This is a genomic window from Cellulosimicrobium sp. BMG9.22, assembly GCF_059159975.1.
Genome location: NZ_JBZGBY010000012.1, coordinates 81,882 through 106,656, shown reverse-complemented (window position 1 = coordinate 106,656; position 24,775 = coordinate 81,882). Strand labels below are relative to the sequence as shown.

The following is a 24,775-nucleotide window of genomic DNA, read 5'->3' as shown; positions in this document are numbered from 1 at the left end:
AGACGCGGCGCCCCCACCCACCCCGACCACCCACGGCGACCCACCGCCGTCCGACAAGAAGAACCACGCCTCTACCTCGGCAGACCAAGGTTCTACCTCGCGCGACTGCGGTTCTATCTCGGCGACAGCATCGCGAGGTAGTGCGGGTTCTGCATGATGCCCAGCACGTTGCCGAACGGGTCGACGACGGACGCGGTGACGAAGCCGCTGGTGCCGTCGCCGCGCTCGGTGACGCCCTCGTACTCCGTTGCGCCCAGCTCGAGCAGCCGCGCGAAAGCGGCGCGGACGTCGTCGACGTGCCAGTGGACGATCGCCCCGCCGGCCTGGTCCGGCTGCGGGTGCGGCGAGTAGCCGCGCGCGATGATGCCCAGCTCGTCCTCGCGGTCCCCGATGCGGAACTCGACGTAGCCGCCGGGGATCACGTAGTACGGCGCGATCCCGAGCACCTGGGTGTACCAGTCCTTCGCGGCGTCCAGGTCGTCGGCCCACAGGTTCAACGTCGCCATCCCTCGCAGCATGGTGCTCTCCTCATGTCGTCGGTACCTCGCCGGTACCTCGGCGGTACGGCGTCTCCGTCCCGCTGCGCACGACGCTATGGCCTATCGCGGAACGTACGGTTCCTCGATCTGCGCCAGACTGGACGACGTGCTCGACACCTCGGTCCGCCTCCTGCGCCTCCTCGCGCTCCTGCCGACCCGCCCGGACTGGCCCGGTCCCGAGCTCGCGCGCCGGCTCGGCGTGACGACCCGCACCGTGCGCAACGACGTCGAGCGCCTGCGCCTGCTCGGGTACGAGGTGCGCTCGACGCCTGGCGTCGCCGGGGGCTACCGGCTCGGTGCGGGGTCGGCGCTCCCACCGCTCCTGCTGGACGACGAGGAGGCGACCGCCGTCGCGCTTACCCTGCAGGCCGCGGCAGGCGGGACGGTCGCGGGCGCGGAGGAGGCCGCGCTGCGCGCGGCGACGAAGCTCGACACGGTGCTACCGGAGCGGGTGCGGCGTCGCGTGGAGGCGCTGCGCACCGCCGTCGTGAGCGTCGCGCCGGGCGGCCCGGCCGTCGACCCTCGGGCGCTCGCGGAGATCGCGACCGCCGTGCGCGACCGCACGGGCCTGCGCCTCGAGTACACCGCGTTCGACGGCGGGACGAGCCTGCGAGCGGTCGAGCCGCACCGCCTCGTCCACGCCGGGCGGCGCTGGTACCTCCTCGCCTACGACACCGGTCGCGACGACTGGCGGACCTTCCGCGTCGACCGGCTGCGCCTGCGCACACCTGGCGGCGCGCGCTTCGTCCCGCGCGAGGTCCCGGGCGGCGACGCCGTCGCGCACGTGCTGCGCGGCGTCGGCTCCACGGCGTGGTCCCACCCGGCGCACATCCGTCTGCACGCGCCCGCGGCGGTCATGACGCGGAAGCTGACGCCCACCGCGGGCGTGCTGTCCGACGACGGCCCGGACGCCTGCGTGCTCGAGACCGGTGGGTCCTCCATGGCGCACCTGGCCGGGTTCCTGCTGAGCCTCGACGTCGAGATCGAGGTCCTCGACCCACCCGAGCTGCGCGCCGTCCTCGCCCGGGCGGGCGAGCGGGCCGCCCGGGCCGCACGACCGCCGTCGGGCACGGGCTAGACCGAGGCTCGGCCTCGGGCGACCGGAGCTCCACCTCGCGTGACCACAGTCCTACCTCGCGAGACCGGGGGTCCACCTCGCGCGGCCCGGGTACTACCTCGGCAGGGGGTCCGCCGCGGTGGGCGACGCGTCCGCCTCGCCCAGCAGGCGCTCCGTCTCGTCGTCGCGGCCGCGCAGCGGGTAGAACCAGAAGCACACGAACGCGAGCGCGGCGAGCACGACGGGGACGCCACCCAGGAGGAGCCGCACGCCCGTCGCCACGCTCTCGGGCTGGACGACCGAGTCCCCTGCGCCCTCGACGTACCCGCTCGCGCCGAGCACCCCGGCGACCAGCACCGCCTGCACGATGACGGACCCGCGCACGACGAACCCGTTCGCCCCGAAGTACATGCCCTCGCGACGCAGGCCGGTGCGGCGCTCGTCGTCGTCGATGACCTGCGCGAGCGCGACCTCGAGCACCTGCATCAGCCCGGCGACCCCGACACCCACCGCGAGGCCTGCGAGCGCGGCGCCGAGCACGGTGGACGGGATCAGGTACAGCGTCGTCGCGAGCCCGTACACCGCGACGACCCACAGCATCGCGTCGCGCGGGCCGATGCGCCGCACGACCCAGGACCAGCAGAAGATCGCGGGGATCGCGGCGACGAAGATCGGCGCGAGCAGGAAGGTCGCGTCGGCCTCGGCCCCGCCGAGCACGTACCGCACGTAGAACGGCACGGCGGCGAGCACGATCGCCGTCGTGCTCTGGAGCAGGAGCGAGCCGAGCACGTAGGTGACGAACGCGCGGTTGGCGAACGTGTACCGGAGCTGGTCGCGCAGGCCGACCGCGGCCTCGCGCTCGCGGACGACGGCCTCGTCCACCGGCCGCTCGACCATGCCCACCATCGACCAGACGAAGAACCCGAGGCTCACGACGGCGAGCAGCAGCGCCATCCACGTCCACCCCGGCCCGCCGTACAGCAGCGGCGCGCCCGCCGTGCCCAGGATCATGCCCACGAGCCCGAAGATCTGGCGCGGCGCGTTGCCACGCGCGCGCTCCGCCGTCGTGCGGAAGATCTCGGGGAACAGCGCGGAGACGTTGAGCACGACGGCGACATACGCGACGTCGTACACCGCGACGACGACGAGGAACCACACGACGAGGCCCGTCGCGCTCAGCGCGGGCGGCATCCACACGAGCGCGAACGCGACGACGAGCGGGACGATCCCGAGACCGATCCACGGCACGCGGCGTCCCCACCGCGTGCGACGGCGGTCGGACGCCGCGCCCACGAGCGGGTTGAGGACCGCGTTGAGGACGCCGTGCGCGATCATCGCGCCCGCGACCCAGCCGGCCGGGACGCCGAGGTGGTCGACGTAGAAGTAGACGACGAACGCGGAGAACGTCTGCAGCAGCAGGTTCGCCGGGAACGCCGAGGCACCGTACGCGATCGTCTGGGCGCGCGTCGGCGCCCCGAGGAGCCGCCGGTCGCGCACGCGCGCGAGCAGGTCGCTCATCGCTCGCCCCGCTGCACGGCGCGCAGGTCGCGCCAGCCGACGCGCACGAGCCCCTGCTCCGCGATCACGGCCGAGACGTCCGGGTCGGCGAGCAGGCGCCGCTCGAACCCCCGCTTCGCGACGCTGTAGTCCGCCACGTCGCCGAGCTCGTCGTCGTCGAGCATGGGGTGCAGGTAGATCTCGGTGACGCCCTGTCGCACGCGGCGCAGGAGGTCGAGGAAGCCTGCCTTGACGTCGGCGTAGTCCTCCTCGCCGGGCGTGCCCTCCCCCGCGAGCTCGAACGGGTGCGTCCACAGGCGGTCGACCACGACGACGCCCAGCGCGTCCGCCGTGGCCGTGGCCTCGTCGAGCAGCGGCTGGAAGTCCCCGGGGGGCAGCGCCATGCCGTCGGTCGTGCGCGGGAGACGGAACGGCAGCCCGTGGCGTGCCGCGAGCTCGAAGACCTGCGGCAGGAAGCTGCGTCCCGTCTCGAGCCCGTAGACCGAGCCCATGTGGTTGTCGAGGTGCGACACGTCGACGCCGGCCGCGAGCGCCGCGGCGAGCTGCGCCGCGAGCTCGGCGGCGACGTCCTCGTCGCGGGCCTGTCGCTCGACCGTCACGACGTCGCGCGGGAAGTACCCGGCGTCGTCGACCAGCGACGTGCCGGTCCCCGTGAGCGGGCGCCAGCGGTACCGCGTCCACTCGCTCGTGAGGACGAGGTGCACGCCGACGTCGACGGGGTGCGCGGCCGCGAACGCGAGCGCGTCGGGCGCCCAGGCGCACGGGACCATGACCGACGCGGAGTCGATCCGGCCCGCGAGGAGCAGCTCGCTGATCGCGCGGTTCGCCGCGCGGCACATGCCGAGGTCGTCGGCGTTGAGGATGATCGCGCGCGCGTCCGGGGCGAGCCCCAGGCGCGCCGTGAGGTCGGACGGCGCGTCGGGCGCTGCCTCGGTCACGACGCCTCCTCGTCGCGCGCGTCGGACGTCTCCCCGTCGGTCGGCACGCCCTCGGCCGGCCCTCCGGGCCGGTCGGCCGCCGCGCGGACGACCTCGTCGCGCAGCGCGTCGCTCGCCGCGCGCCCGGCGCCCACGACGACGGCGTCCCCCGTGAGGTCCGACGCGACGACCCGCAGCGGCAGGACGGCGATCTTGTCCGCCAGGAACCGCGTCACGCGGTCCGCGAGCGGCGCGCGCGCCGCCTGGTTCGTGAGCACGACGAGCTCGGGCTCGACGACGAGGGCGACCGACGCCGCCACGACGGCGATGCGCTCGGCGATCTCGTCGAGCGCGTCCCCCGAGGCGCCGTCGCCCGTCTCCGCGCGGTCGACGATGTCCTTGACGGTCACGTCCTCGGCCAGGCCGTTGTCCTTCGCGACGACGGCCAGGGACGACGCCCCGAGCGTCTCGGCGCCGAGGGGGCGCCCGGGGTGGGGCAGGAACGACACCTCGCCCGCGCCCCCCGCCGCGCCCCGGTGCAGACGCCCGTCGAGCACGAGCCCCGCACCGAACCCGGAGCCGAGACCGAGCACGACGAACGAGCGCACGCCCGCGGCGACACCGTCGCGCTGCTCGGCGAGCGCGGCGAGGTTGAGGTCGTTCTCGAGCGTCACGGGGCAGCCGAGCGCGTCCGCGAGCGCGTCGTGCAGCTCGGTCCCGCCCTTCTCGTAGCCGGGGACGCGGCGGATCGTCGCGTGGTCCGCCCCGACGATCGCGGGGACCGCCGCGACGGCGCGCGTGGCCTCGACCGTCACGCCCTCGGCGAGACGTGCCTCCACGTCGGTGGCGCACGCCCGCGCGAGCTCGGCCGTCACCCGGGCACGCGCGGTCGACGACGACGGGACGTCCCGGCGCTCGGCACGCGCCCGGACCGCGCCCGTCACGTCCACGAGCGCGACGCGCACGCGGTCGCGCGCGACGTCGATCCCCAGCCCGAAGGCGTGGTCCGGGTCGACGCGGTACAGCGTCGCGGCGGGGCCGCGCCGGTCGTGGTCGAGCCCTGCCTCGACGACGACGCCGGTCTGGGCCAGGGCGCGCAGCGTCTGCGCGACGGCGGTCTTGGGCAGGCCGGTCGACGCGGTGATCTCGGGACGGGCCACCGGGACACCCGTGCCGAGGACGTCGAGCACGGCTCTGGCGTTGAGCGAGCGCAGGAGGGTGGGCGTACCGGGGAGCAAGTCGTCCATCTGGTCTCCGTCGAGCAGTCGGTGGTCCCGTGCGAGGCGACGGTCCGGTGCGGCCGGCCGCGGGCAGGTCGGGAGGCTCCCTACCCGCTCGGAGAGTAGTCAGGCGGGCGGCCGGTTGTCGACGGCGACCGTGGCGCGCCGGGGGAACCGGTACCGTGGCGACGTGATCCGCCGAACCGTCGCCCGCCTCTACTGGGCGAGCAGCCGGTGGACCCTGCGCTCGGAGCCGTACGACACGGCACGGCCGACCCTCCTTGTCGGCGCCCCGCACACGTCCAACTGGGACTTCGTCCTCATGCTCGCCATCGCATGGAGCACGGGCGTCCACGTGCGCTGGCTCGGCAAGCACACGCTCTTCGCCGGCCCGGCCGGTCGGCTCATGCGGGCGCTCGGCGGCATCCCCGTCGACCGCCGCGACCCGAGCAGCGTCGTGGCCGACGTCGTCGCGCGCCTGGCCGCGGGCGAGGTCTTCTCGCTCGTCGTGACGCCCGAGGGCACCCGGGGGGCGGGGTCGTACTGGAAGTCGGGCTTCTACCGCATCGCGCGGGAGGCCCGGCTGCCCGTGACGCTCGGGTACGTCGACCGCACGACGATGACCACCGGCCTGGGCCCGACGATCGACCTCACCGGCGACGTGCGCGCCGACATGGACGTCGTGCGCGCGTTCTACGCCGACAAGTCCGGGCTGCGCCCGGCGCTGCGCACCGAGCCCCGCCTGCGCGAGGAGGACGCCGCGGCCTGAGCCGCGCGCCGTCGTCCGGTTGGTCTCGCACGGCGCGGCCCGGCACCGGGCCCACGACGAGCGAACCCCGACTACGTGTTCCCCACACGATTTCACCCGGAAGGACGTCTCGCACACGCTCATGGGCCTGCCCGTGGGCAACCACACGATCCTCGCGCGGTGGAACGTGTCGAACACGGTCAACGCGTTGTACGGCTGCGTCGACCTCGTCTACACCGGTGGCGCCACGGTCTCCCAGCGGCTACGCGGAACCCCGTACGGGTTTCACCGGATTGTCCGCACTCCTCACCTTTCGTAGCGTCGAAGGGTCCGATCCGAGTGCCGGCCCGCGAGGAAGCTGGCCTGCGCGGACCACGCACCACCGGATGGAGAGCGAGACATCTCATGCGAAGACTCAGAGCGACACTCCTCGCGGCCGTCGTCGGCGCGGTCGCGATCATCGCGCCCGTCGTGATCGCCCCGAGCGCGAGCGCGCACGGCTGGATCACGTCGCCGCCGAGCCGCCAGGACCACTGCGCGACAGGCACGACGTCCTTCGACTGCGGTTCCATCGAGTACGAGCCGCAGAGCGTCGAGGCCCCCAAGGGCTCGATGCAGTGCTCCGGCGGCAGCGGCTTCAGCATCCTCGACGACGCGAGCAAGCCTTGGCCCCGCACCCGGGTGGGGTCGTCGGTGACGTTCCAGTGGAAGCTCACCGCGGCGCACAACACGAGCACGTGGGAGTACTTCGTCGACGGCGTGCTGTTCAGGACGTTCAGCCAGGGCGGCGCGCAGCCGCCGAGCAACATCTCGCACACGTTGACCGACCTGCCCCAGGGCAACCACACGATCCTCGCGCGCTGGAACGTGTCGAACACGCCCATGGCGTTCTACAACTGTGTCGACCTCACGATCGGCACCGGGGGTGGCGGCCCGACCGACCCGCCGCCGGACCCGCCGGGCGACTGCACGGCAGCAGCCTGGTCCGCGGGCGCCGTCTACCTGGGCGGCGCGCGCGTGTCGCACGCCGGCAAGAGCTTCGAGGCCAGGTGGTGGACGACGGGCGAGAACCCCGCGCAGAGCGGCCAGTGGGGCGTCTGGAAGGACCTCGGCCCCTGTTGACGGGCTCACCAGCCCCCGACTGATGCACCTTCGGTCGAGTGATGCACGCAGGAGTGCGTCACTCGACCGAACGTGGATCACTCGAGGGCGGACCCGCGCCGGGGTCGAACAGGGCCGCCTCGCGGGCGGCGGCGTCAGCCGCGGCCGCGCAGCCGGTCGATGTCGCGCCGCTCGCGCTTCGTCGGGCGGCCGGCCCCGCGCTCGCGGACGGCGACCCGGACCGTGAGCTCCTTCGGCGGCGGAGGCGGGCTCTGGTCGAGCACCGCCTGGGCCGCGACGGTCGCCGAGACGCGCTTCACCAGGATCCTCTCGACGACGAGGACCCGTTCGACGAGGCCGCCCCGCACGACGACACGGTCCCCCACCTTCACCGCCGTCGCGGGCTTCGCGCGCTCGCCGTTGACGCGCACGTGCCCGGCCTTGACGGCCGCCGTCGCCTGGGATCGGCTCTTGAAGACCCGCACCGCCCACAGCCAGCTGTCGACACGCGCGCTGGACGCCTCCGTGGTCACCACCACCCGAGCCTAACCAGCCGGGGAGCCACTGCCGGACGCCGCGCACGTGCCGCACCGATCCTTGGTGAGCACCGCTTCCACGTGCGAAACACCGCGCGCCGTGCCACCGTGAAGGATGCCATTCGGGGCAGCCGTCCCGGTATGGACAGTTTCGTCCCCTCAAGAACGGAGACGTGGGATGAGCATCATCGGCTGGATCCTCATCGGCCTCATCATGGGTGCGATCGCTCGCGCGGTGCTCCCGGGCAAGGCCGCCGGAGGCTGGGTCGTCACGTTGATCGTCGGAGTCCTCGGAGCCCTCCTCGGTGGGTGGATCGGCGGCGCGCTGTTCGGCGCCGACACGAACGACGAGTTCTTCTCGCTCACGACGTGGTTCTGGGCGTTCGTGGGATCTCTGCTGGTTCTTCTCATCTGGGGCGCTATCTCGCGGCGCTCCGCGCGGAAGTAGCCCACCTCGGCCGGTCGTCCCGGCCGACCACGACGACGGCCGGGTCTCCTGCGGGGACCTGGCCGTCGTCGTAATCCCATGGACTCCACCGACGACGCACGCCAGGCTGAGCCCATGAGCAGCGCCGCCCGCCCGCTTCCCGACGTGTCGCTCCCCCCGGGGTACGCGCTCGTCGAGGCCCCGCACCCCGCGGACCTCGACGACGGCGAGGCCTGGGCCTACCTCGCGGTCGCGGACATCGACCACGAGCAGGAGCTCGAGACGCACGGGTACGACGACCTCGCGCTGGAGCCGCGCGACGTGTTCTCGGGGATGGCCCACCAGGAGTATGCGGCGAAGCGTCGTTTCGTCGTCGTGCGTGCCCGGGCCGACGCGCTCCCGGGCGCCGTCTCCCCGGCGCCGCACGACGTCGTCGCGCACCTGTTCGTGAGCCGTCCGGTGACGAGCAACGAGCACCTGGGCGAGGCGTACGCGTTCGTCCGGCCCGGCGCGCGCGGCCAGGGCATCGGGTCCGCGCTCCTGACCCTCGGCGAGCGGCTCAACCTCGACGCCGGGCGCACGGTCCTGTTCTCCGCGACACAGCACGGCGAGGAACCGCCACCCGGGCCGGGTGCGCTCGAGGCGACCACGGGGTCGGGGCGCGTCCCCGCCGACGCACCCGGACCTCGCCTCCTGCACGAGCGCGGCTACGTGCTCGAGCAGGTCGAGCGGCACTCCGTCCTCGAGGTCCCCGTCGCGCCGGCGCTGATCGGCCCGCTGCGCGACGACGCCACGGCCCGCGCGGGCGACGACTACCGCCTGCACACCTGGACGGACGAGGTCCCCGACGCCTGGATCGATCAGGTCGCCGTGCTGTTCACCCGCATGAGCACCGATGCCCCGACCGGCGGCGTCGACTACGGCGAGGACCCCTGGGACGCCCGGCGCGTCCGGACCTGGGCGGGCGAGCAGGTGGAGCGGGGCAACGGCTACCTCGTCACGGTGGCCGAGCACGCGCCGTCGCGCACGCTCGCGGCGTTCACCGTGTTCGTCTACCCGCGAGAGCGTCCTGAGTTCGCGTTCCAGGAGGACACGCTCGTCCTGCACGAGCACCGCGGACGGCGTCTCGGGATGCTCGTCAAGGCGGCCAACCTCGACGCGCTCTCGGTGGAGCGTCCCTCGACCCGTCGCGTCCACACCTGGAACGCGCAGGAGAACGACCACATGCTCGCCATCAACGTCGCGCTCGGCTTCCGGCCGGCCGGCACGTGGGGTGCGTGGCAGCGCAGGACCGACACGAAGGACGGCCAGTGAACACCTCCCCCACGAACGCGCCCGGCTCCGCCCCCACGACGACACCGGCGGCCGTGCGGATCGTGCCTGTCGCGGTACCGACCGACCTCGACGCACCCGACGCCTGGGGCGTGCAGGGGACCGTCCTGGTGGGTGACGCCATCGACCGGGAGATCTACGGGCACACCGACCTCGCGCTCGACGCCGCGACGACGGTGTCGACCATGGCGAGCGGCGAGTACCGTCGGGTGCTGCGGTGGGTCGCTGTGCTCGAACCGGCGGACGGCTCGGCCGACGACCCGGCGGGCGACGCGCGCGCCCCTCGGGCGGAGGACGTCGTGGCACGCTCGATGGTCGCGCTGCCGCAGCAGGGGAACACGCACATGGCCGTGGTCTACGTGGGCGTCGATCCCGAGCACCGTCGCCGCGGCATCGGCACCGCGATGTGGGACGCCGCCGTGGCTGTCGCCCGCGCGGAGGGGCGGCGCGTGATCATGTCGGACTCGTCGTTCCCGACGGAGCCGCCGCCCGGGCCGGACGCCCTCGAGTCCCCGGCAGGAAGCGGTCGCGTGCCGCTGCACGACGACGCGACCGCCTTCGCGCTGCACCGCGGCTTCGCGCTCGAGCAGGTCCTGCGGCACTCCACGCTCACCCTCCCGGTCCCGCCCGAGGTGCTGGACCCGCTGCGCGCCGCGGCCGTCGAGCGCGCGTCCGGCTACCGAGTGCACCTCTGGACGGACGAGGTGCCCGACGCGTGGATCGACCAGTTCGCGGTGCTCGAGACGCGCATGAGCACCGACGCACCGACGGGAGGGCTGGAGCTCCAGGAGGACCCGTGGGACGCCGAGCGCGTGCGCACGGCGTCGGGCGACTTCCACGACCGCGGGCAGGGCTACGTCATCGCGGCGACCGAGCACACGGCGTCGGGCACGCTCGCCGCGTTCTCGATGGTCGCGTACCCGCACGACCGGCCCGAGGTCGTGTTCCAGGAGGACACGCTCGTGCTGCGCGAGCACCGGGGGCGCAGCCTGGGGATGCTCGTCAAGGTGGCGGTGCTTGACGAGCTCGCCCGGTCGCGCCCGTCGTCGCGCCGCGTGCACACGTGGAACGCGCAGGAGAACGCCCACATGCTCGCGATCAACGTCGCGCTCGGGTTCGCGCCCGCCAGTGTCGACGCCGAGTGGCAGCTGACCCTCGACGCCTGACCTGCCGAGCCGCCCGCTCTCAGCGGATGCCGTCGAGGAACCGGACGACGCGTTCGGTGACGAGCGCCGCGGCCTCCGGCTCGTACGACGGCAGGCTCGGGTCCGTGAACAGGTGCCGGTCGCCGGGGTAGACGAACAGCTCGGCGTCGGGCGTCGAGTCGACGAGCTCGCGCGCCGCGTCGAGGTCGCCCTCGCCGGCGAAGGACGGGTCCGCCTCCATGCCGTGCACCTGGACGGGGACCCCGTCCGGCCACGCCTCGCCGAACTCCGACACGGGGACGCACGCCTCGAGCAGCACGGCGCCCTTCGCGCCCGCGCGCGTCTGGGCGAGCATCTGCGCCGGGAGGACCCCGGCCGAGATCCCGGCGTAGACCACCGCGGCGTCGAACCCGTCCGCGGCGGCCCGGCCGCGCTCCAGCACGGTCCCGAACCCGAGCTCCTGCACGAACGCCATGCCCTCGTCGAGGGTCGCGAACGTGCGCCCCTCGAACAGGTCCGGCGTGTGCACGACGTTCCCGGCTTCACGCAGCGTCTCCGCGATCGTCCGCACGCCGTCCGTCAGTCCCTGCACGTGGTGGAACAGCACCACCTCGGCCATGGTTCGTCTCCGATCGTCCGCTCCTCGCCCGCCGGCCTGCCGCCGTCGGGGTGCGCTCGACGGCGCACGCCCACCATCGTGGCCCCGACCACCCACGCGCGCCAGGCCGCAAGCCCCGGGCCGACGGCGTTCGTTCGTCAGGCGAGCGACCCACCGACCGGAGGCCGGTCGGGGTGGGCGATCGCCGACGTCGGTCAGTAGGTTGGGGCCCATGACCTCGCAGCCCGTGCCGCCCCCGATCGACCCGACGACGACCCCGTCCTGGACCGCGCTCACCGTGCACCGCGACACGGTCGAGCCGGACTTGCGCACCTGGTTCGCGGCCGACCCCGACCGGGCCCGCCGTCTTACGCACCAGGCCGCCGACCTCACGGTCGACCTCTCGAAGAACCTCGTCACGGACGAGACGATCGAGCTGCTCGTGCGCCTCGCGAACGAGGTCGACCTCGACGACCGCCTCGAGGCCATGTTCACGGGCGAGCACATCAATGTCACCGAGGACCGCGCCGTCCTGCACACGGCCCTGCGCCGGCCGACCCTGCTCGGCGACGACGCGCACCTCGTGGTCGACGGACAGGACGTCGACGCGGACGTGCACGCCGAGCTCGCGAAGGTCTACGACTTCGCCGACAAGGTCCGCTCGGGCGAGTGGACGGGCGTGACGGGCGAGCGGGTACGCACGGTCGTGAACATCGGGATCGGCGGGTCGGACCTCGGGCCGGTCATGGCGTACGAGGCGCTGCTGCCCTACAAGCACGCCGACCTCGAGGTCCGGTTCGTCTCCAACATCGACCCGACGGACGTCGCGGAGAAGACGGCGGGCCTCGACCCGCGCACGACGCTGTTCATCGTCGCGTCCAAGACGTTCGGGACGCTCGAGACCCTGACGAACGCGCGCCTCGCACGCGACTGGCTGTGGACGGAGCTCGCGGCAGCGGGCGCACTGGAGGACACGGACGAGGCTCGGCAGGGCGCCGTCGCGCAGCACTTCGTCGCCGTCTCCACGGCGCTCGACAAGGTCGCGGCGTTCGGCATCGACCCCGCGAACGCGTTCGGGTTCTGGGACTGGGTCGGCGGGCGCTACTCCGTGGACTCGGCGATCGGCACGTCGCTCGCGATCGCGATCGGCCCGGAGCGGTTCGCCGAGCTGCTCGCCGGCTTCCACGCGATGGACGAGCACGTGCGCCGCACGCCGTTCGAGCGCAACGTGCCCGTCCTCATGGGCCTGCTCAACGTCTGGTACGTGAACTTCCTCGACGCGCACACGCACGCCGTGCTGCCGTACGCGCAGTACCTGCACCGCTTCCCGGCCTACCTGCAGCAGCTGACGATGGAGTCCAACGGCAAGCGCGTGCGCTGGGACGGCTCGCCCGTGACGACCGAGACGGGCGAGATCTTCTGGGGCGAGCCGGGCACCAACGGCCAGCACGCGTTCTACCAGCTCATCCACCAGGGCACGCGCCTCATCCCGGCGGACTTCATCGCGGTGGCGAACCCGGCGCACCCGCTCACGGACGACGTCGGCGACGGCGGGGCCGTCCAGCCCGGCGCGGACGTGCACGGGCTGTTCCTCGCGAACTTCTTCGCCCAGACGAAGGCGCTCGCGTTCGGCAAGACGGCGGACGAGGTCCGCGCCGAGGGGACGGACGAGGCGCTCGTGTCCGCGCGGACCTTCCCCGGCAACCGCCCGACGACGTCGATCCTCGCCCCGGCGCTCACGCCGTCAGTCCTCGGCCAGCTCATCGCGCTGTACGAGCACATCACGTTCGTCCAGGGCGTCGTGTGGGGCATCGACTCGTTCGACCAGTGGGGTGTCGAGCTCGGCAAGAAGCTCGCGCTCGAGATCGCGCCCGCGGTCGCCGGCGACGAGAACGCGCTCGCCGCGCAGGACCCGTCCACCGCAGCCCTCATCGACCGGTACCTCGACCTGCGCAACTGACCCGGCTTCGGTGCCGAACACGACTTTGGTGTCGTTATCCGTCGGATAACGACACCAAGGTCGTTCTCGCGTGCGAGCAGGGTCGTGCTCGACGGCCGGGCGCCCTGCCCGACGGCGGTGCGTCAGCCGTTCCCCGACGGCACCTTGTCCGCGACGTCGTCGTACGAGACCTCCGCCGGCGCCTCGGCCGGCGCGTAGATCAGCCGTACGACGCCGGTGGGGAACACCGCCGAGCGCAGGAGCGTGAGCGGGTAGACGGGCTCACCCTCGTCGAAAAGCCGCTCGCCCGTCCGGGCGGCGACGGGGTGGACGAGCAGTCGCAGCTCGTCGAGCAGCCCGGCGGCGAGGAGCTGGCGCACGACCGAGATCGACCCGGGGACGAGCACCTTGCCCAGGCCCGGCTCCTCCTTGAGCGCGCGGACCGCGTCGACGAGCTCGCCGTCGACCCGCTCGACGTGCCGCCACCCGAGGTCCTGGTCGCCGCGCGTCGCCACGATCTTGCGCATGTCCCCGAGCCGCGCGGCGAACGACGCATCCTCGCCCCCGGCCGTCTCCCGCTCGGGCCAGGCGCCGGCGAAGCTGTCGTACGTGACCCGACCCAGGAGCAGCGCGTCGACGTCCTGGTAGTCCTCGTCGACGGCGGCTGCCATGGTGTCGTCGAAGTACGGGAAGTGCCACGCAGGGTCGATCTCCGCGACGCCGTCGAGCGAGATGAACAAGGTGGACACGAGCGTGGCGGTCATGGAGGGCCTTCCGGTCGGGATGGTCTGTCGATGACGGGTGGACCGCACGGCCCACCGGAAATCATCGCCCGCCGAGCACGACATGACACGCGGTCGAGCACGATGTTGCTGTCGTCATCCGGCGGACAACGGCAGCAATGTCGTGCTCGGCGCACCCGGGGGGCAGAGCCCGGGGCGTGGGTGCCGGGGTCAGCGGCGCAGGCCCAGGGCGAGGACCGCGCCCACCGCCCGTGCGGCTCTCGACGGGCGCACCGCGCGCGAGCGCGACGTCGCCGTCGAGCTCGGGCGCGGTGCGGCGAACGCCGAGATCGCCGCCCGGCTCTTCCTCAGCTTCCCGACGGTCAAGGCGCACGTCTCGAACGTGCTGCTCAAGCTCGGCCTGGAGAACCGGGACGCAGGTCGCGCTGCTGGTGCACGCCGCCGGTCTCGGCTGAGCGTCAGTCGCCGGGCCACTCCCCCGTCCACTTCTCGAAGACCCGGGCTCCACCGCGGTCGATGAGGGCCTTCACGACGGCGAAGATCGCGCCCTGGATCAGGGCGGCGAGGAGGATCTCGCGCAGGGGATACTCCGACTCGAGCGGTTTCGGCGCGTCTCTGCGGTCGCCCGGCGTGACGCGCTTGTAGACCTGCTTGAACACCTGTCCGGCGACGAGACCGCCCACGATCGAGCTCGCCAGCCCCACCGGGCGGTAGAGGATCTTCGCGGCCTTGCCGCCGGACTTCTCCGGGGGGTGCTCCCCGGCCGTCGCGTCGCTCATGCCTCGACGCTACGTCCGTCGGTCGTCTCTCGCCCGAGCACGGACTCGTCGACCGCCGATCACGGGATCAGCAACCGGAATCGTCGCAGAATGGTCGCCGATCCCGTGTTCGGCGGGTCAGGGGGTTTCGCCCGGCACGACGGCGCAGCCCGCCGGGTCGATCGCGACCCGCACCCGGTCGCCCGGCGACGGCGTGCCGGTGGGGTTGCCGACGTCCCCCGGGGCGACACCGTGGGCGAGCGCCACGAGCCGGGGCGGTGGGTCGCCCTCTGCACCGGGGAGCGCGACGTCCACCGTGACCTCGACGGCGCCGCGCCGGAACACGCTCCCGACCACCGTCGCGTCCCAGGTGTCGGTACCGGGCGAGACCGAGGCGACCTGTGCTCCTGACAGGTCGGGCGCGAGGACGACGCGCAGGCCCCGCGGCCCGATCGCGAGCAACGCCTCCGCCGAGGTGTCACGAGAGTTGTCAGCGCCTGACGGATCCCGGGAACCGTGGGCTGCTGACAGCTCGGCGGCGACGTCCGCAGGGAGGGCGTCGAGCGGCACGAACGCCTGGTAGCCGAGGAAGTCCGCGACCCTGCGCGTCGCCGGCGCGCGCCACAGGTTCTCGGGCGGCGCGACCTGCAGGAGCCGCCCGGCGTCCATGACGGCGACGCGGTCGGCGACGGTGAACGCCTCGTCGTGGTCGTGCGTGACGAAGACGGCCGTCGTGCCGGTGGCCCGCAGCGCCTCGCGCAGGTCGAGCGCGAGCCGCTCGCGCAGCCCTCGGTCGAGCGCGGAGAGCGGCTCGTCGAGCAGCAGCAGACGCGGACGCGGCGCGAGCGACCGCGCGAGCGCGACCCGCTGGCGCTCTCCCCCGCTGAGCGTCGCGACGGCCCGCCGCTCGTAGCCGGCCAGCCCGACGACGTCGAGCAGCTCGGTCACGCGCGCGTCACGCTCGGCGCGCGGCAGCCCCGCGATCCCGTACGCGACGTTGCCCGCGACGTCGCGGTGCGGGAAGAGCTGGCCCTCCTGGAACATGAGCCCGAACCCGCGGCGGTGCACGGGCACACCGGCGAGCTCGCGATCGTCCCAGGTGACGGATCCCGAGGCAACGGGCTCGAGCCCTGCGACGGCGCGCAGGAGGCTCGACTTGCCGCACCCGCTGGGCCCCAGCAGGGCGAGCACCTCGCCGGGTGCGACGTCGAGCGTGACGCCCGCGACCGCCGTCGTGCCGGGGTCCGTGCGCGCTCCCGAGGTGCGCCGGCCGCCGTAGCGCACGACGACGTCGCGCACCGCGAGCCCGCCACCCACCCGAGGCGCGGGGTCGGGGCGCGTCGTGCTCTCGCGCGCGGCCGGGGCGGGGTCGGTCTGCACCATCAGAACTCTCCTCCGGGTCCCTCGCCGCGCAACCGCTCGGCGAGCAGCATGACGGTCGCGGTGAGCGCCGCGAGCACGACGCTCGCGGCGAGCGCCATGCCGTAGTTCTCGGCCCCGGGGCGCCCGATGAGCCGGAAGATCACCACGGGCAGCGTCGCGCTGTCCGGGCGGGCGAGGAACGACGTCGCGCCGAACTCGCCGAGCGACACGGCGAACGCGAACCCGACCGCGAGCCCGAGCGAGCGCGCGGCGATGGGGCCGTCCACCGTGCGGAAGACCCGACCGGGGGCGGCGCCGAGCGTCGCGGCGGCCTCGCGCAGGCGCGGGTCGATCGCGCGGAGCGTGGGGAGGACCGAGCGCACGACGAGCGGGATCGCGACGACGGCCTGCGCGATCGGCACGAGCAGCCCCGACGTGCGCAGGTCGACGTCGATCCCCAGCGGCCGGTCGAGAGTGAGGAGGAACCCGAAACCGACGGTCACCGCGGAGACGCCGAGCGGCAGCATGAACACGGAGTCGAGCACGGAGATCGCGCGCCGACCGCCGCGCGAGCGTGGCCGTCGGGACACGACGAGCGCGACGAGACCGCCGATGACCACCGCGAGGACCGTGGCGAGCGCGGCCGTCCGCAGCGAGTTCCCGGCAGCCTCCCACACGGTGACCGAGAGCGCGTTGCGTCCGCCCGTCGTGCCGAGGTTGGCATAGTTGTCGAGCCCCCAGCCGCCGCCCGGCACCCGGAACGACCGCACGACGAGCGTGCCGAGCGGGAGGCCGATCAGGACCACGACGACCGCCGTCGTGAGGGCTGCGGGGGCGAGGTCACCGGTGGGGCGGCCGTCGCGCCACAGCCGCAGCGGGTGCGCCGACGAGGCGGCCGACGACAGGTTGAGCGCCCGCTCGCGCTTCGCGCGCGTGCGGTTCGCGACCGTGAGCGCCGCCGCGACGACGACCAGCTGGACCACCGACAGCACCGCGGCGGTGCGCAGGTCGAGGAACTGGGTGGTCTGAATCCAGATCTCCGTCTCGATCGTCCCGTAGCGGATGCCGCCGAGGACGAGGACGACGCCGAACGCCGTCGCGCAGAAGAGGAAGACGATCGACGCGGCGCTCGCGATCGCCGGCGTCAGTGCCGGGAGCGTCACCGTGCGGAATGCGCGCCACGGTGTCGCGCCGAGCGCCCGCGCAGCCTGCTCTGCGCGCGGGTCGAGGTGCTCCCACATCCCGCCGACCGTGCGCACGACCACGGAGTAGTTGAAGAACACGAGCGCCACGACGATCGCGGTGAAGGTCTCGTCGAGCCCGAGGAACCCGAGCGGCCCGTCCTGCACGAGCAGGGAGCGGAACGCCACGCCGACGACGACGGTCGGCAGCACGAACGGCACCGTCACCACCGCGCGCAGCACCCGCCGCCCGGGAAACCGGCAGCGGTACAGCACGTACGCGCCGGGCACCCCGAGCAGCACGGAGAACGTCGTCCCGAGCACGGCCTGCCACAGCGTGAGCCCGATGATCCGCCAGGTCCGCGGCTGCGAGAACACCTCCGCGAACCCGGACAGGTCGAGCCCGCCGTCGTCCCCGACGAACCCGCGCGCCACGAGCGTGACCACCGGCCACGCGAAGAACACCCCGAGGAACACCAGCGGCACCGCCGCCGCCACCCCCCAGGCCACCCCCCGCCCGACGGCGCCGCGCCGGACGACCATGCCCCTCACCACGGGTGCACCTCGCGAGGCCAGGCCCCTACCCCGCAAGACCACGGCTCTACCTCGGCAGACCACGGCTCTACCTCGGCAGACCACGGCTCTACCTCGGCAGACCAGGCCTCTACCTCGCGAGGTAGAGGCGTGGTCGCGCACGAAGGCGAGACGACGGCCGAGGCGGTGGGGGTGGCGTCGGATGCGAAGGGCCTCGAAGCCGCGCTCGTGAACCCACGCCCGACGGACCAGGGCGACGGCGCGGCCAGCCCGAGCACCGACGCCGCCCCCGCCGCCGCCGCCGAACCCGACCCGGACCCGAGCCCGCGCCCGAGCCCGAGCCCGAGCCCCGACTCGAGGATCAGTCGACGACCGTCGCCGTCCATGCCTTGATCCACTCGTCGCGGTTCGCCGAGATGTCCTCGGGCGCGACCTCGAACGGCTCGGCGGCGAGCGGGGCGAGCTCGGCCCAGCCGTCGGGGAGCGCGACGGAGTCGTCGGCGGGGTACACGTACATCTGCTCCGGGACGTCGGCCTGGAAGGTCTCGCTCACGAGGAAGTCGACGAGCTGGCGCGCGCCCTCGGGGTTCTCCGCGTTCGCGAGCACGCCCGCGTACTCGACCTGGCGGAAGCACGTGTCGAGGAGCGCGCCGGTCGTGGACGCGGAGCCGTCCTCGGTGAGCGTGAACGCGGGCGACGTCGAGTACGACAGCACGAGCGGGCGCGGACCGGCGCCCTCGGAGCCGGAGAAGTCGACGTAGTAGGCGTCGGACCAGCCCTCGACGACCTTGACGCCGTTGGCGCGCAGGTCGGCCCAGTAGTCCTGCCACCCGTCCTCGCCGAAGGCGCCGACGGTCGCGAGGAGGAACGCGAGCCCGGGCGACGACGTCGCGGGGTTGGTGACGACGAGCAGGTCCTCGTACTCGGGCTTCGTGAGGTCCTCGAGCGTGACCGGCTCGGGGATCCCCGCCTCCGTGAACCAGGCGTGGTCCACGTTGACGCACACGTCGCCCCGGTCGATCGCGGTGAGCTCGTCGCCGTCGCCGACGGCGTAGGACGCGGCCGACTCCGACAGGCCCTCGGGCGTGTACGGCTCGAGCACGCCCTCGTCGATCGCGCGCGACGCGAACGTGTTGTCGATCCCGAACACGACGTCGCCGAGCGGCGAGTCCTTGGTGAGGATGAGCTGGTTGACGAGCGCGCCGCCGTCACCGGGCGCGACCTGCTCGACGGTGAGCCCGCTCTCCTCCTCGAAGGCGGCGAGCACGTCGTCGCTCACGGCGAAGGAGTCGTGGGTCACGAGGGTCACGGTGCCCGCGCCCGACGACGCCTCGTCGCCGCCGGCGTCGTCGCCGCCGCTGCTGCACGCGGCGAGGGCGAGCAGAGCGAGCGTCGTCCCCGTCGCGGTGCGGGCGAGGTGGGCCGGCCGCGCGTGGGCACGCGGGCTCCGGCGGCTGTCGACGGTGTGCTGCATGCGTCCTCCCTGGACGTTCAGGAGGGGTCCACCCGCACGCACCGGACCCACGGAGGGTGCGCGCGCAGGTGATCGAGATCCCGACTTCCTCCACCGGTGCTAACCGGATCAGGTTCGAGGGTCTGCGGTGGTCCGCACTCTCAGCTCCTCCAGGAGCTCCCCTGTCGTTCCCGTCGAGCCTACACCGACCGGTTCGGGGTGATTCTCCGAGGAGCGCACGGTGCCCGCCATCGGCGCAGACGTTCGATCGCACCGGGCGTGAAAGACCGACTGTAGTAGGCGCAAAACACAGATCTGACAGCGTGAACAGGTATTTTGCGTGCGTTGCCGATCACGAACTGCTCGAGCGTCTGCCAGCCATCGGTGCCGCTCTCTTCGATGGCGGCGCGCTCGCCGCCTGGAACCGCTCGCTCCCCTGGGGTACGTAGGCCGACGAGCAGGGCCCCGGACCGTACCCGTTGTTCGACAAGCGTCTACACCACCGTTCGAGACTGGTACGACGTGGGAATCGTCACGATGTTCCCCGGGAGGCCATGACCATGCCCATCTCGCTAGTCCTCCGTAGGGAGCGCGGTGAGGACATCCGGCGTGCCGAGCAGACGTACCTTCCTGCAGATGCTTCTCGAAATGCTGCCGAGTATCCACTCCTGAGCGGAGTCGACCCCTATGCCAACACCATCTTCAACGCTCGTCAGGTGCAGCCGCTCCTCCTCGAGGTCGAACGGCTCCTCTCGGGTTCGCTCAGCGTCGCGGAGCGCGCGTCGCTCGAGGCCGTAGCGGACCTTTGCCAGGAAGGACGTCGCGTCCATCGCTATCTCTGGTTCATCGGCGACTGATCCAGCGGCAAGTGCGGCAAGACGTGAGACCTCGGGACCTCGGGATGGCTCACGCAGCACGCTAGAGCCGTGATCACCTCACGCCGACGACGCTCGTCTCTCGACCTGCTTCCCTGGGCGCCACCCTGAGCGAACCCTGAGAGTGCCTCCCGTGGGACCAGGGAGCGGTCCGGGCGGTTCCCCGATGCCCGGGTGCCGGCGCCCGCGCCAGGGTCGATGGTGACCGGGCCGCTCCGGCCCGGTCACCACGACGCTGGAGGGGAAGGCCATGAGCAGCTCACCGAACGCTGCGGTCGCCACGGAGAGCAGCACGGAGCGCGGCACCACAGCGGACGCGATCGCCACGGCCCGGGGCCTGGTGAAGACCTACGGACGCGGCGAGGCGACCGTCCGCGCGCTCGACGGCGTCGACGTCGACCTCGAGCGCGGGCGCCTGACTGCGATCATGGGGCCGTCAGGCTCCGGCAAGTCGACGCTCATGCACTGCCTGGCGGGGCTCGACTCCCCCACGTCGGGGACCGTCGTCGTCGACGGCGAGACCGTGTCGGCGATGAGCGAACGGAAGCTGACCCGGCTGCGTCGGACGCGCATCGGGTTCGTCTTCCAGTCTTTCAACCTCGTCCCGACGCTCACGGCGGAGGAGAACATCGTCCTGCCGCTGGCGATCGCGCGCCGGCCCATGGACCGCGAGTGGTTCGACCGCGTGGTCGACGCCGTGGGCCTGCGTCCGCGGCTCGGGCACCGACCCGCGGAGCTCTCCGGCGGGCAGCAGCAACGCGTTGCGTGCGCGCGGGCGCTCGTGTCCCGGCCCGCGGTCGTCTTCGCGGACGAGCCGACGGGGAACCTCGACTCGCGCGCGGCCGCAGAGGTGCTCGGGTTCCTGCGCTCCTCGGTGGACGACCTCGGCCAGTCCGTCGCGATGGTGACGCACGACCCGACGGCGGCGTCCTACGCGCACCGCGTGCTCTTCCTCGCGGACGGCCGCCTCGTCACGGAGCTGCGCGACCCCACGGCGCAGGCCGTGCTCGACACGCTCGGCGACCTCTCCCCGGCGGCTCTCGGCAGCGTCACGCACGCACCGGCGGTCGTCCGATGATGACGCGGATCGCGCTGCGCGGCGTGCGTGCGCACGGCGCGCAGCTCGTTCTCTCGGTGCTTGCCGTGACGATCGGCGTCGCGTTCGTCACCGGCACGTTCGCGCTGCGCGCGATGCTCGCGTCGACGTTCGACGACATCGTCGCGTCGTCGGTCCAGGCCGACGTGTACCTGCGCGGCACGCTCTCGGTCGACGGTGCGGGCGCGGCGCCGCTCGGGGCCTCGCCCGAAGGTGGGCCACGCGCCCTCGTCCCCGCGGACCTCGCGTCCGCGGTCGGGGCGCGGGACGACGTCGGCCTCGCGCTCCCGGAGGTGGGCGGCCCGGCGGTGCTCGTGGGTGCGGACGGCACGGCGGTGCTCAGCACGCAGGCGCCGAGCTTCGCGTCGGCGTACGACCCGCGCGACCCGGGCCCTCGCGTCGTGGAGGGCCGCGCGCCGCGCGATGCCGGAGAGGTCGCGCTCGAGTCCGGGACTCTCGACGCGTCGGGGCTCGCGGTGGGCGACCGGACCGACGTCGTGCTCGGCGACGAGGTCCGGCCGGTCCGCGTCGTCGGCGAGGTCTCGTTGTCCGCGCCGATGGCGGGCGCGACGATCGTCCTGCTCGACCCGGCCACCGCGTCGGCGACGTACGCGCCCGACGGCCTCGTCCCGCAGATCGCCCTGTTCGCCGCGGAGGGCACGACACCCGACGCCGTGCGCGACGCCGTCGCGACCGACCTGCCCGACGGCGCCGAGGCGGTCACGGGCGCGGACCTGCGCGAGGAGACGAGCAGCGCGATCGCCGACCAGCTCGGCTTCGTGTCGACCTTCCTGCTCGTGTTCGCCGCGCTCGCGCTGTTCGTCGGGACGTTCATCATCACCAACACGTTCGCGATGCACGTGCGCCGCCGCACGCGCGAGCTCGCGCTCCTGCGCGCGGTCGGCGCGTCACCGGCGCAGGTGTTCGCCTCGGTGGTGGGCCAGGCAGCCGTCGTCGGGGTCGTCGGGGCGGTGCTGGGCGTCGCGGCCGGGTTCGGCCTCGCCGAGCTCGCGCGCGCCGGGCTCGGCGGGGTGGGGATGGAGCTCTCGGGCGCGCTGCCGGTGACGACCGCCGGGATCGTGGTCCCGCTCGTGGTCGGCGTCGTCGTCTCGGTCGTCGCGGCCACCCTGCCCGCGCGGCGCGCGGCCCTCGTGCGGCCCGTGGAGGCGATGCGTCAGGACGCCGTGCGGCCCGCCGGACCGGGCGTCGTCCGCACGGCCGTGGGCGCGCTCGCGCTGCTCGCCGGCGCGGGGCTCGTCGTCGGCGCGGCGGCCGCCGGGAGCGGCGGGGCGCTGCTGCTCGGGCTCGGCGCCGTCGGCGTGATCGCGGGCGTCCTGCTCCTCGCTCCGCTCGCGGTCGGTCCCGTGCTGGGGGTGCTCGCGGCCCCGTTCGTCGCGCTCGTCCGGCCGCTCGGCGGCCTCGCGCGCGGGAACGTCACGCGGCAGCCGCGCCGCACGGCCGCGACCGCGGGGGCGCTCGTCGTCGGGATGGCGCTCGTGTCGACGACGTCGGTCCTCGCGTTCTCGGCGCGCGAGTCCGTGACCGGCATCGTCGACGAGGAGACGGCGGCCGACCTCGTGGTCCGGTCCGCGACGCCGTACCTTCCCGAGGGCGTCGCGGACGACGTGCGGGCCGTGGACGGCGTCGCGTCCGCCGACCTCACGACCTACGGCGAGGTGGTCGTGGACGACGAGCCGCAGCTCGTCGTCGGCTTCCCCGCCGAGGGGTTCGGCCGCTCCGTCCGCACGACCGCGACCGAGGGCGACCTCGACGCGTACGCGCGCGGCGAGGCCGCCGTCATGGCCGACGCGCTCGACGAGCACGGCTGGGCGCTCGGCGACGTCGTGACGCTCGCCGACCCCGCACGCCCCGACGCCCCGACGCGGGACGTGCACATCGGGGTCGTGATCGACTCGCACGCGTTCAGCGTCGACATGCTCGTGCCGCCGGACGTCGCGGCCGCCGTCGGCGCGACCACGCCCGAGATGCTGTTCCTCGACGTCGAAACGGGCGCCGACCCGGCCGTCGTCCGTGACGGCGTGTCCGACGCCGTCGCGCCGTACGTCGTCGCGGCGGTGCTCGACGCCGAGAAGTTCGCCGGCGAGGTCGCGTCCCAGGTCGAGTCGATCCTCGCGATCGTCTACGCGCTCCTGGGGCTCTCGGTGCTCGTCGCCGTGCTCGGGATCGTCAACACGCTCGCCCTGTCCGTCGTCGAGCGCACCCGGGAGATCGGGCTGCTGCGCGCCGTCGGGCTCGGCCGTGGCCAGCTCGGGGGCACGATCGTCATCGAGTCCGTGCTGATCGCGGTGTTCGGGACGGCGGTCGGTCTCGTCGTGGGGACGGGCCTCGCCGCGGCGCTCCCGTCGGTGCTCGCGGAGGAGGGCTTCACGACCCTGGCGATCCCATGGGCGCAGCTCGGCGCCATGCTCGCGCTCGCCGCCGTGGTCGGGGTGGTCGCCGCCGCGTGGCCGGCCACCCGTGCGGCCCGGCTGCCCGTGCTCGACGCGGTGAGCCAGGAGTGAGCCGGGTCTGAGCGCGCCGGGCGGCGTACGGGCGGGACTTCGCACTACGGTGGGAGCACGCCAGGCGCCGCCCGGCGCCCCGACCGACGGAGGACCCCTCGTGGCCGACCTGAACGACACCGAGCAGACCCTGGCCGTGAAGGTCGGCACCGTCGCCCTGACGTTCGCCGCCGGCTGGGTGGCTCAGAAGATCGTCACGTTCGTGTGGGCGAAGGCCACGGGTCACGACGCGCCGAAGGACCTCGACGACGAGGAGGTCGGCATCGTCTCGGCCGTCACGTTCGCCGCCGTCGCCGCGGGCGTCGGCGTCCTCGCCCGCCGGTTCGCCGGCAAGGAGGCGAAGCGCCTCGTCTCACGCCTCGCCTCACGCGTGTAGCGCTCGGGTGCCGATGCCCGAGCATCCGATGGCGGCTCACCGGGTGGACCTCGAAGCCCCACTGGGGGACGTTCGCTAGACGAGGCCGAGGTAGTTCACGACGGCTTCCTCGAGAGTTGCCATCTCGTCGAGGTGGAGGTAGTCGACCGGCTCTCCGGCGACGTAGTCCACATCAACGGTGCGGATCTGGTCGACCAGGAGCACGGTCCGCTGTCCGAGGATCTCGAGCTCGGGCCGGAAGGCTGCTGACTGCGCGTGAGTGGACGTGGGCACGATGGTCGCGACAGACCAGGGCATGTTGGTCGGGGAGATGACGACCCCGAATCGGCGACCACCCTGCTCGTGGCCGCGTGGATCGCCGAGGTCGACTCGGTAGACGGCGCCGCGGATCACCAGGTGTCCGGCTCGTCGGAGAGGTCTTCGTCGCTGAGGACCTCGGCGTCGACCCGCGCCTGGTCGAGCCAGTTCTCGTGAGCAACCAGGTGGAGGCCGCGACGTACGGCGTCGCTGGCACTGACGCCTTCGTCCCTGAGTCGATCAAGGATGCGGCGCTCCTCCGTGGTAGGACGGAAAGTCACGGAGTCACGCTTGGGTGCGGGATCGGCATCACGCCCAGGGCGGAGTTTCGGCCTGTGGCGCGCCTTCGGCTGTTCGGCACTGCGGGAGGCGGTGGAAGCCATGGCGCCACCGTACCGTGCATGTCTCACATTTGTAAGACGTTCGGTCGACGAGGGCCGGAGGAACTGCTCGAGCCGGCTCGACGTGATCGGCACTCTGCGCGAGACAGGGCGCCCGGCG

Annotated in this window: 26 protein-coding genes and 1 riboswitch; of the genes, 11 read left to right on the top strand and 15 right to left on the bottom strand. The window is 73.3% G+C overall.

All coding sequences use genetic code 11. The annotated features are described in order from the left end of the window. Nucleotides 1–113: 113 nt before the first annotated feature. Entirely contained in the window at nt 114–518 is a 405-nt protein-coding gene (locus AC4H2H_RS10500) for a VOC family protein (protein ID WP_494370749.1), read from the bottom strand. A 127-nt stretch (nt 519–645) separates the two neighbouring features. Here AC4H2H_RS10500 and AC4H2H_RS10495 point away from each other — a divergent pair, with 127 nt between their 5' ends. Next, nucleotides 646–1,617, top strand: a complete 972-nt coding sequence (locus tag AC4H2H_RS10495; RefSeq protein ID WP_494370748.1) for a helix-turn-helix transcriptional regulator — start codon at nt 646–648, stop codon at nt 1,615–1,617. Nucleotides 1,618–1,710: 93 nt separating this feature from the next. On the opposite strand, the gene AC4H2H_RS10490 is transcribed toward AC4H2H_RS10495, so the two are convergent. From AC4H2H_RS10490 to AC4H2H_RS10480, 3 genes are read right to left on the bottom strand one after another with little or no spacing between them, the layout of a single operon-like run. Then, nucleotides 1,711–3,114, bottom strand: coding sequence for an MFS transporter (locus tag AC4H2H_RS10490; RefSeq protein ID WP_494370747.1), 1,404 nt, complete (start codon nt 3,112–3,114; stop codon nt 1,711–1,713). Continuing rightward, nucleotides 3,111–4,052, bottom strand: coding sequence for a ChbG/HpnK family deacetylase (locus AC4H2H_RS10485; RefSeq protein WP_494370746.1), 942 nt, complete (start codon nt 4,050–4,052; stop codon nt 3,111–3,113). The genes AC4H2H_RS10490 and AC4H2H_RS10485 overlap by 4 nt, the downstream gene beginning before the upstream one ends. Continuing rightward, complete coding sequence (locus AC4H2H_RS10480) at nt 4,049–5,278, bottom strand: ROK family protein (protein WP_494370745.1); 1,230 nt, start codon at nt 5,276–5,278, stop codon at nt 4,049–4,051. Before AC4H2H_RS10480 ends, AC4H2H_RS10485 begins: the two co-directional genes overlap by 4 nt. Nucleotides 5,279–5,441: 163 nt before the next feature. Between AC4H2H_RS10480 and AC4H2H_RS10475 the strand changes: the two genes are divergently transcribed. After that, a complete protein-coding gene (locus AC4H2H_RS10475) occupies nt 5,442–6,020 on the top strand; it encodes a 1-acyl-sn-glycerol-3-phosphate acyltransferase (RefSeq protein WP_494370744.1) in 579 nt (192 codons plus the stop codon). A gap of 384 nt (nt 6,021–6,404) precedes the next feature. After that, nucleotides 6,405–7,121 (top strand): lytic polysaccharide monooxygenase, encoded by a 717-nt coding sequence (locus tag AC4H2H_RS10470; protein ID WP_494370743.1) that lies wholly within the window; start codon nt 6,405–6,407, stop codon nt 7,119–7,121. A gap of 134 nt (nt 7,122–7,255) precedes the next feature. Here AC4H2H_RS10470 and AC4H2H_RS10465 read toward each other — a convergent pair whose 3' ends face one another. Further along, nucleotides 7,256–7,633, bottom strand: coding sequence for an RNA-binding S4 domain-containing protein (locus tag AC4H2H_RS10465; RefSeq protein ID WP_494370756.1), 378 nt, complete (start codon nt 7,631–7,633; stop codon nt 7,256–7,258). A 181-nt stretch (nt 7,634–7,814) separates the two neighbouring features. Here AC4H2H_RS10465 and AC4H2H_RS10460 point away from each other — a divergent pair, with 181 nt between their 5' ends. The 3 genes from AC4H2H_RS10460 (at nt 7,815) to AC4H2H_RS10450 (ending at nt 10,561) form a co-directional block, all read left to right on the top strand. Further along, the gene (locus AC4H2H_RS10460; RefSeq protein ID WP_494370742.1) at nt 7,815–8,084 is read left to right on the top strand and encodes a GlsB/YeaQ/YmgE family stress response membrane protein; all 270 of its coding nucleotides are present in this window, start codon (nt 7,815–7,817) and stop codon (nt 8,082–8,084) included. 114 nt (nt 8,085–8,198) lie between these two features. Next, nucleotides 8,199–9,377, top strand: a complete 1,179-nt coding sequence (locus tag AC4H2H_RS10455; protein ID WP_494370741.1) for a GNAT family N-acetyltransferase — start codon at nt 8,199–8,201, stop codon at nt 9,375–9,377. After that, complete coding sequence (locus AC4H2H_RS10450) at nt 9,374–10,561, top strand: GNAT family N-acetyltransferase (RefSeq protein WP_494370740.1); 1,188 nt, start codon at nt 9,374–9,376, stop codon at nt 10,559–10,561. The genes AC4H2H_RS10455 and AC4H2H_RS10450 overlap by 4 nt, the downstream gene beginning before the upstream one ends. Nucleotides 10,562–10,580: 19 nt before the next feature. Here the strand turns inward: AC4H2H_RS10450 and AC4H2H_RS10445 are convergent, their stop codons facing one another. Further along, nucleotides 10,581–11,159: a dienelactone hydrolase family protein gene (locus AC4H2H_RS10445; RefSeq protein ID WP_494370739.1), complete on the bottom strand. Its 579-nt coding sequence runs from the start codon at nt 11,157–11,159 to the stop codon at nt 10,581–10,583. 211 nt (nt 11,160–11,370) lie between these two features. Here AC4H2H_RS10445 and pgi point away from each other — a divergent pair, with 211 nt between their 5' ends. Then, nucleotides 11,371–13,098: a glucose-6-phosphate isomerase gene (pgi, locus tag AC4H2H_RS10440; protein ID WP_494370738.1), complete on the top strand. Its 1,728-nt coding sequence runs from the start codon at nt 11,371–11,373 to the stop codon at nt 13,096–13,098. Nucleotides 13,099–13,220: 122 nt separating this feature from the next. Here pgi and AC4H2H_RS10435 read toward each other — a convergent pair whose 3' ends face one another. Next, nucleotides 13,221–13,841 carry a dihydrofolate reductase family protein gene (locus AC4H2H_RS10435; protein ID WP_494370737.1) on the bottom strand — a complete coding sequence of 207 codons (621 nt, stop codon included), beginning with the start codon at nt 13,839–13,841 and terminating at the stop codon, nt 13,221–13,223. Between the two features lie 189 nt (nt 13,842–14,030). Beyond that, nucleotides 14,031–14,213 carry a hypothetical protein gene (locus AC4H2H_RS10430; protein WP_494370758.1) on the bottom strand — a complete coding sequence of 61 codons (183 nt, stop codon included), beginning with the start codon at nt 14,211–14,213 and terminating at the stop codon, nt 14,031–14,033. Between AC4H2H_RS10430 and AC4H2H_RS10425 the strand changes: the two genes are divergently transcribed. Next, nucleotides 14,149–14,340, top strand: a complete 192-nt coding sequence (locus AC4H2H_RS10425) for a LuxR C-terminal-related transcriptional regulator (protein WP_494370755.1) — start codon at nt 14,149–14,151, stop codon at nt 14,338–14,340. The genes AC4H2H_RS10430 and AC4H2H_RS10425 overlap by 65 nt on opposite strands. Here AC4H2H_RS10425 and AC4H2H_RS10420 read toward each other — a convergent pair. From AC4H2H_RS10420 to AC4H2H_RS10400, 5 genes are all read right to left on the bottom strand, one after another. Next, a complete protein-coding gene (locus AC4H2H_RS10420) occupies nt 14,279–14,599 on the bottom strand; it encodes a DUF4235 domain-containing protein (RefSeq protein WP_494370736.1) in 321 nt (106 codons plus the stop codon). The two genes, AC4H2H_RS10425 and AC4H2H_RS10420, sit on opposite strands and share 62 nt — an antisense overlap. Nucleotides 14,600–14,716: 117 nt before the next feature. Then, on the bottom strand, nt 14,717–15,961 hold the full coding sequence (locus tag AC4H2H_RS10415) for an ABC transporter ATP-binding protein (RefSeq protein ID WP_494370735.1): 1,245 nt from the start codon (nt 15,959–15,961) through the stop codon (nt 14,717–14,719). Beyond that, nucleotides 15,961–17,664 carry an ABC transporter permease gene (locus tag AC4H2H_RS10410; protein WP_494370754.1) on the bottom strand — a complete coding sequence of 568 codons (1,704 nt, stop codon included), beginning with the start codon at nt 17,662–17,664 and terminating at the stop codon, nt 15,961–15,963. Before AC4H2H_RS10410 ends, AC4H2H_RS10415 begins: the two co-directional genes overlap by 1 nt. A gap of 352 nt (nt 17,665–18,016) precedes the next feature. After that, complete coding sequence (locus AC4H2H_RS10405; protein WP_494370734.1) at nt 18,017–19,129, bottom strand: thiamine ABC transporter substrate-binding protein; 1,113 nt, start codon at nt 19,127–19,129, stop codon at nt 18,017–18,019. Nucleotides 19,130–19,197: 68 nt separating this feature from the next. After that, nucleotides 19,198–19,302: riboswitch (TPP riboswitch) on the bottom strand. A 378-nt stretch (nt 19,303–19,680) separates the two neighbouring features. Next, nucleotides 19,681–19,938: a hypothetical protein gene (locus AC4H2H_RS10400; RefSeq protein ID WP_494370733.1), complete on the bottom strand. Its 258-nt coding sequence runs from the start codon at nt 19,936–19,938 to the stop codon at nt 19,681–19,683. A 295-nt stretch (nt 19,939–20,233) separates the two neighbouring features. On the opposite strand from AC4H2H_RS10400, the gene AC4H2H_RS10395 reads away from it, so the two are divergent. From AC4H2H_RS10395 to AC4H2H_RS10385, 3 genes are all read left to right on the top strand, one after another. Beyond that, the gene (locus AC4H2H_RS10395; RefSeq protein WP_494370732.1) at nt 20,234–21,061 is read left to right on the top strand and encodes an ABC transporter ATP-binding protein; all 828 of its coding nucleotides are present in this window, start codon (nt 20,234–20,236) and stop codon (nt 21,059–21,061) included. After that, the gene (locus tag AC4H2H_RS10390; RefSeq protein ID WP_494370731.1) at nt 21,058–23,601 is read left to right on the top strand and encodes an ABC transporter permease; all 2,544 of its coding nucleotides are present in this window, start codon (nt 21,058–21,060) and stop codon (nt 23,599–23,601) included. The genes AC4H2H_RS10395 and AC4H2H_RS10390 overlap by 4 nt, the downstream gene beginning before the upstream one ends. Nucleotides 23,602–23,701: 100 nt before the next feature. Continuing rightward, the gene (locus AC4H2H_RS10385; RefSeq protein ID WP_494370730.1) at nt 23,702–23,977 is read left to right on the top strand and encodes a DUF4235 domain-containing protein; all 276 of its coding nucleotides are present in this window, start codon (nt 23,702–23,704) and stop codon (nt 23,975–23,977) included. Nucleotides 23,978–24,052: 75 nt separating this feature from the next. Here AC4H2H_RS10385 and AC4H2H_RS10380 read toward each other — a convergent pair whose 3' ends face one another. Then, the gene (locus tag AC4H2H_RS10380; protein WP_494370729.1) at nt 24,053–24,370 is read right to left on the bottom strand and encodes a type II toxin-antitoxin system PemK/MazF family toxin; all 318 of its coding nucleotides are present in this window, start codon (nt 24,368–24,370) and stop codon (nt 24,053–24,055) included. After that, nucleotides 24,367–24,657: a hypothetical protein gene (locus AC4H2H_RS10375; RefSeq protein WP_494370728.1), complete on the bottom strand. Its 291-nt coding sequence runs from the start codon at nt 24,655–24,657 to the stop codon at nt 24,367–24,369. The genes AC4H2H_RS10380 and AC4H2H_RS10375 overlap by 4 nt, the downstream gene beginning before the upstream one ends. Nucleotides 24,658–24,775: the final 118 nt, after the last annotated feature.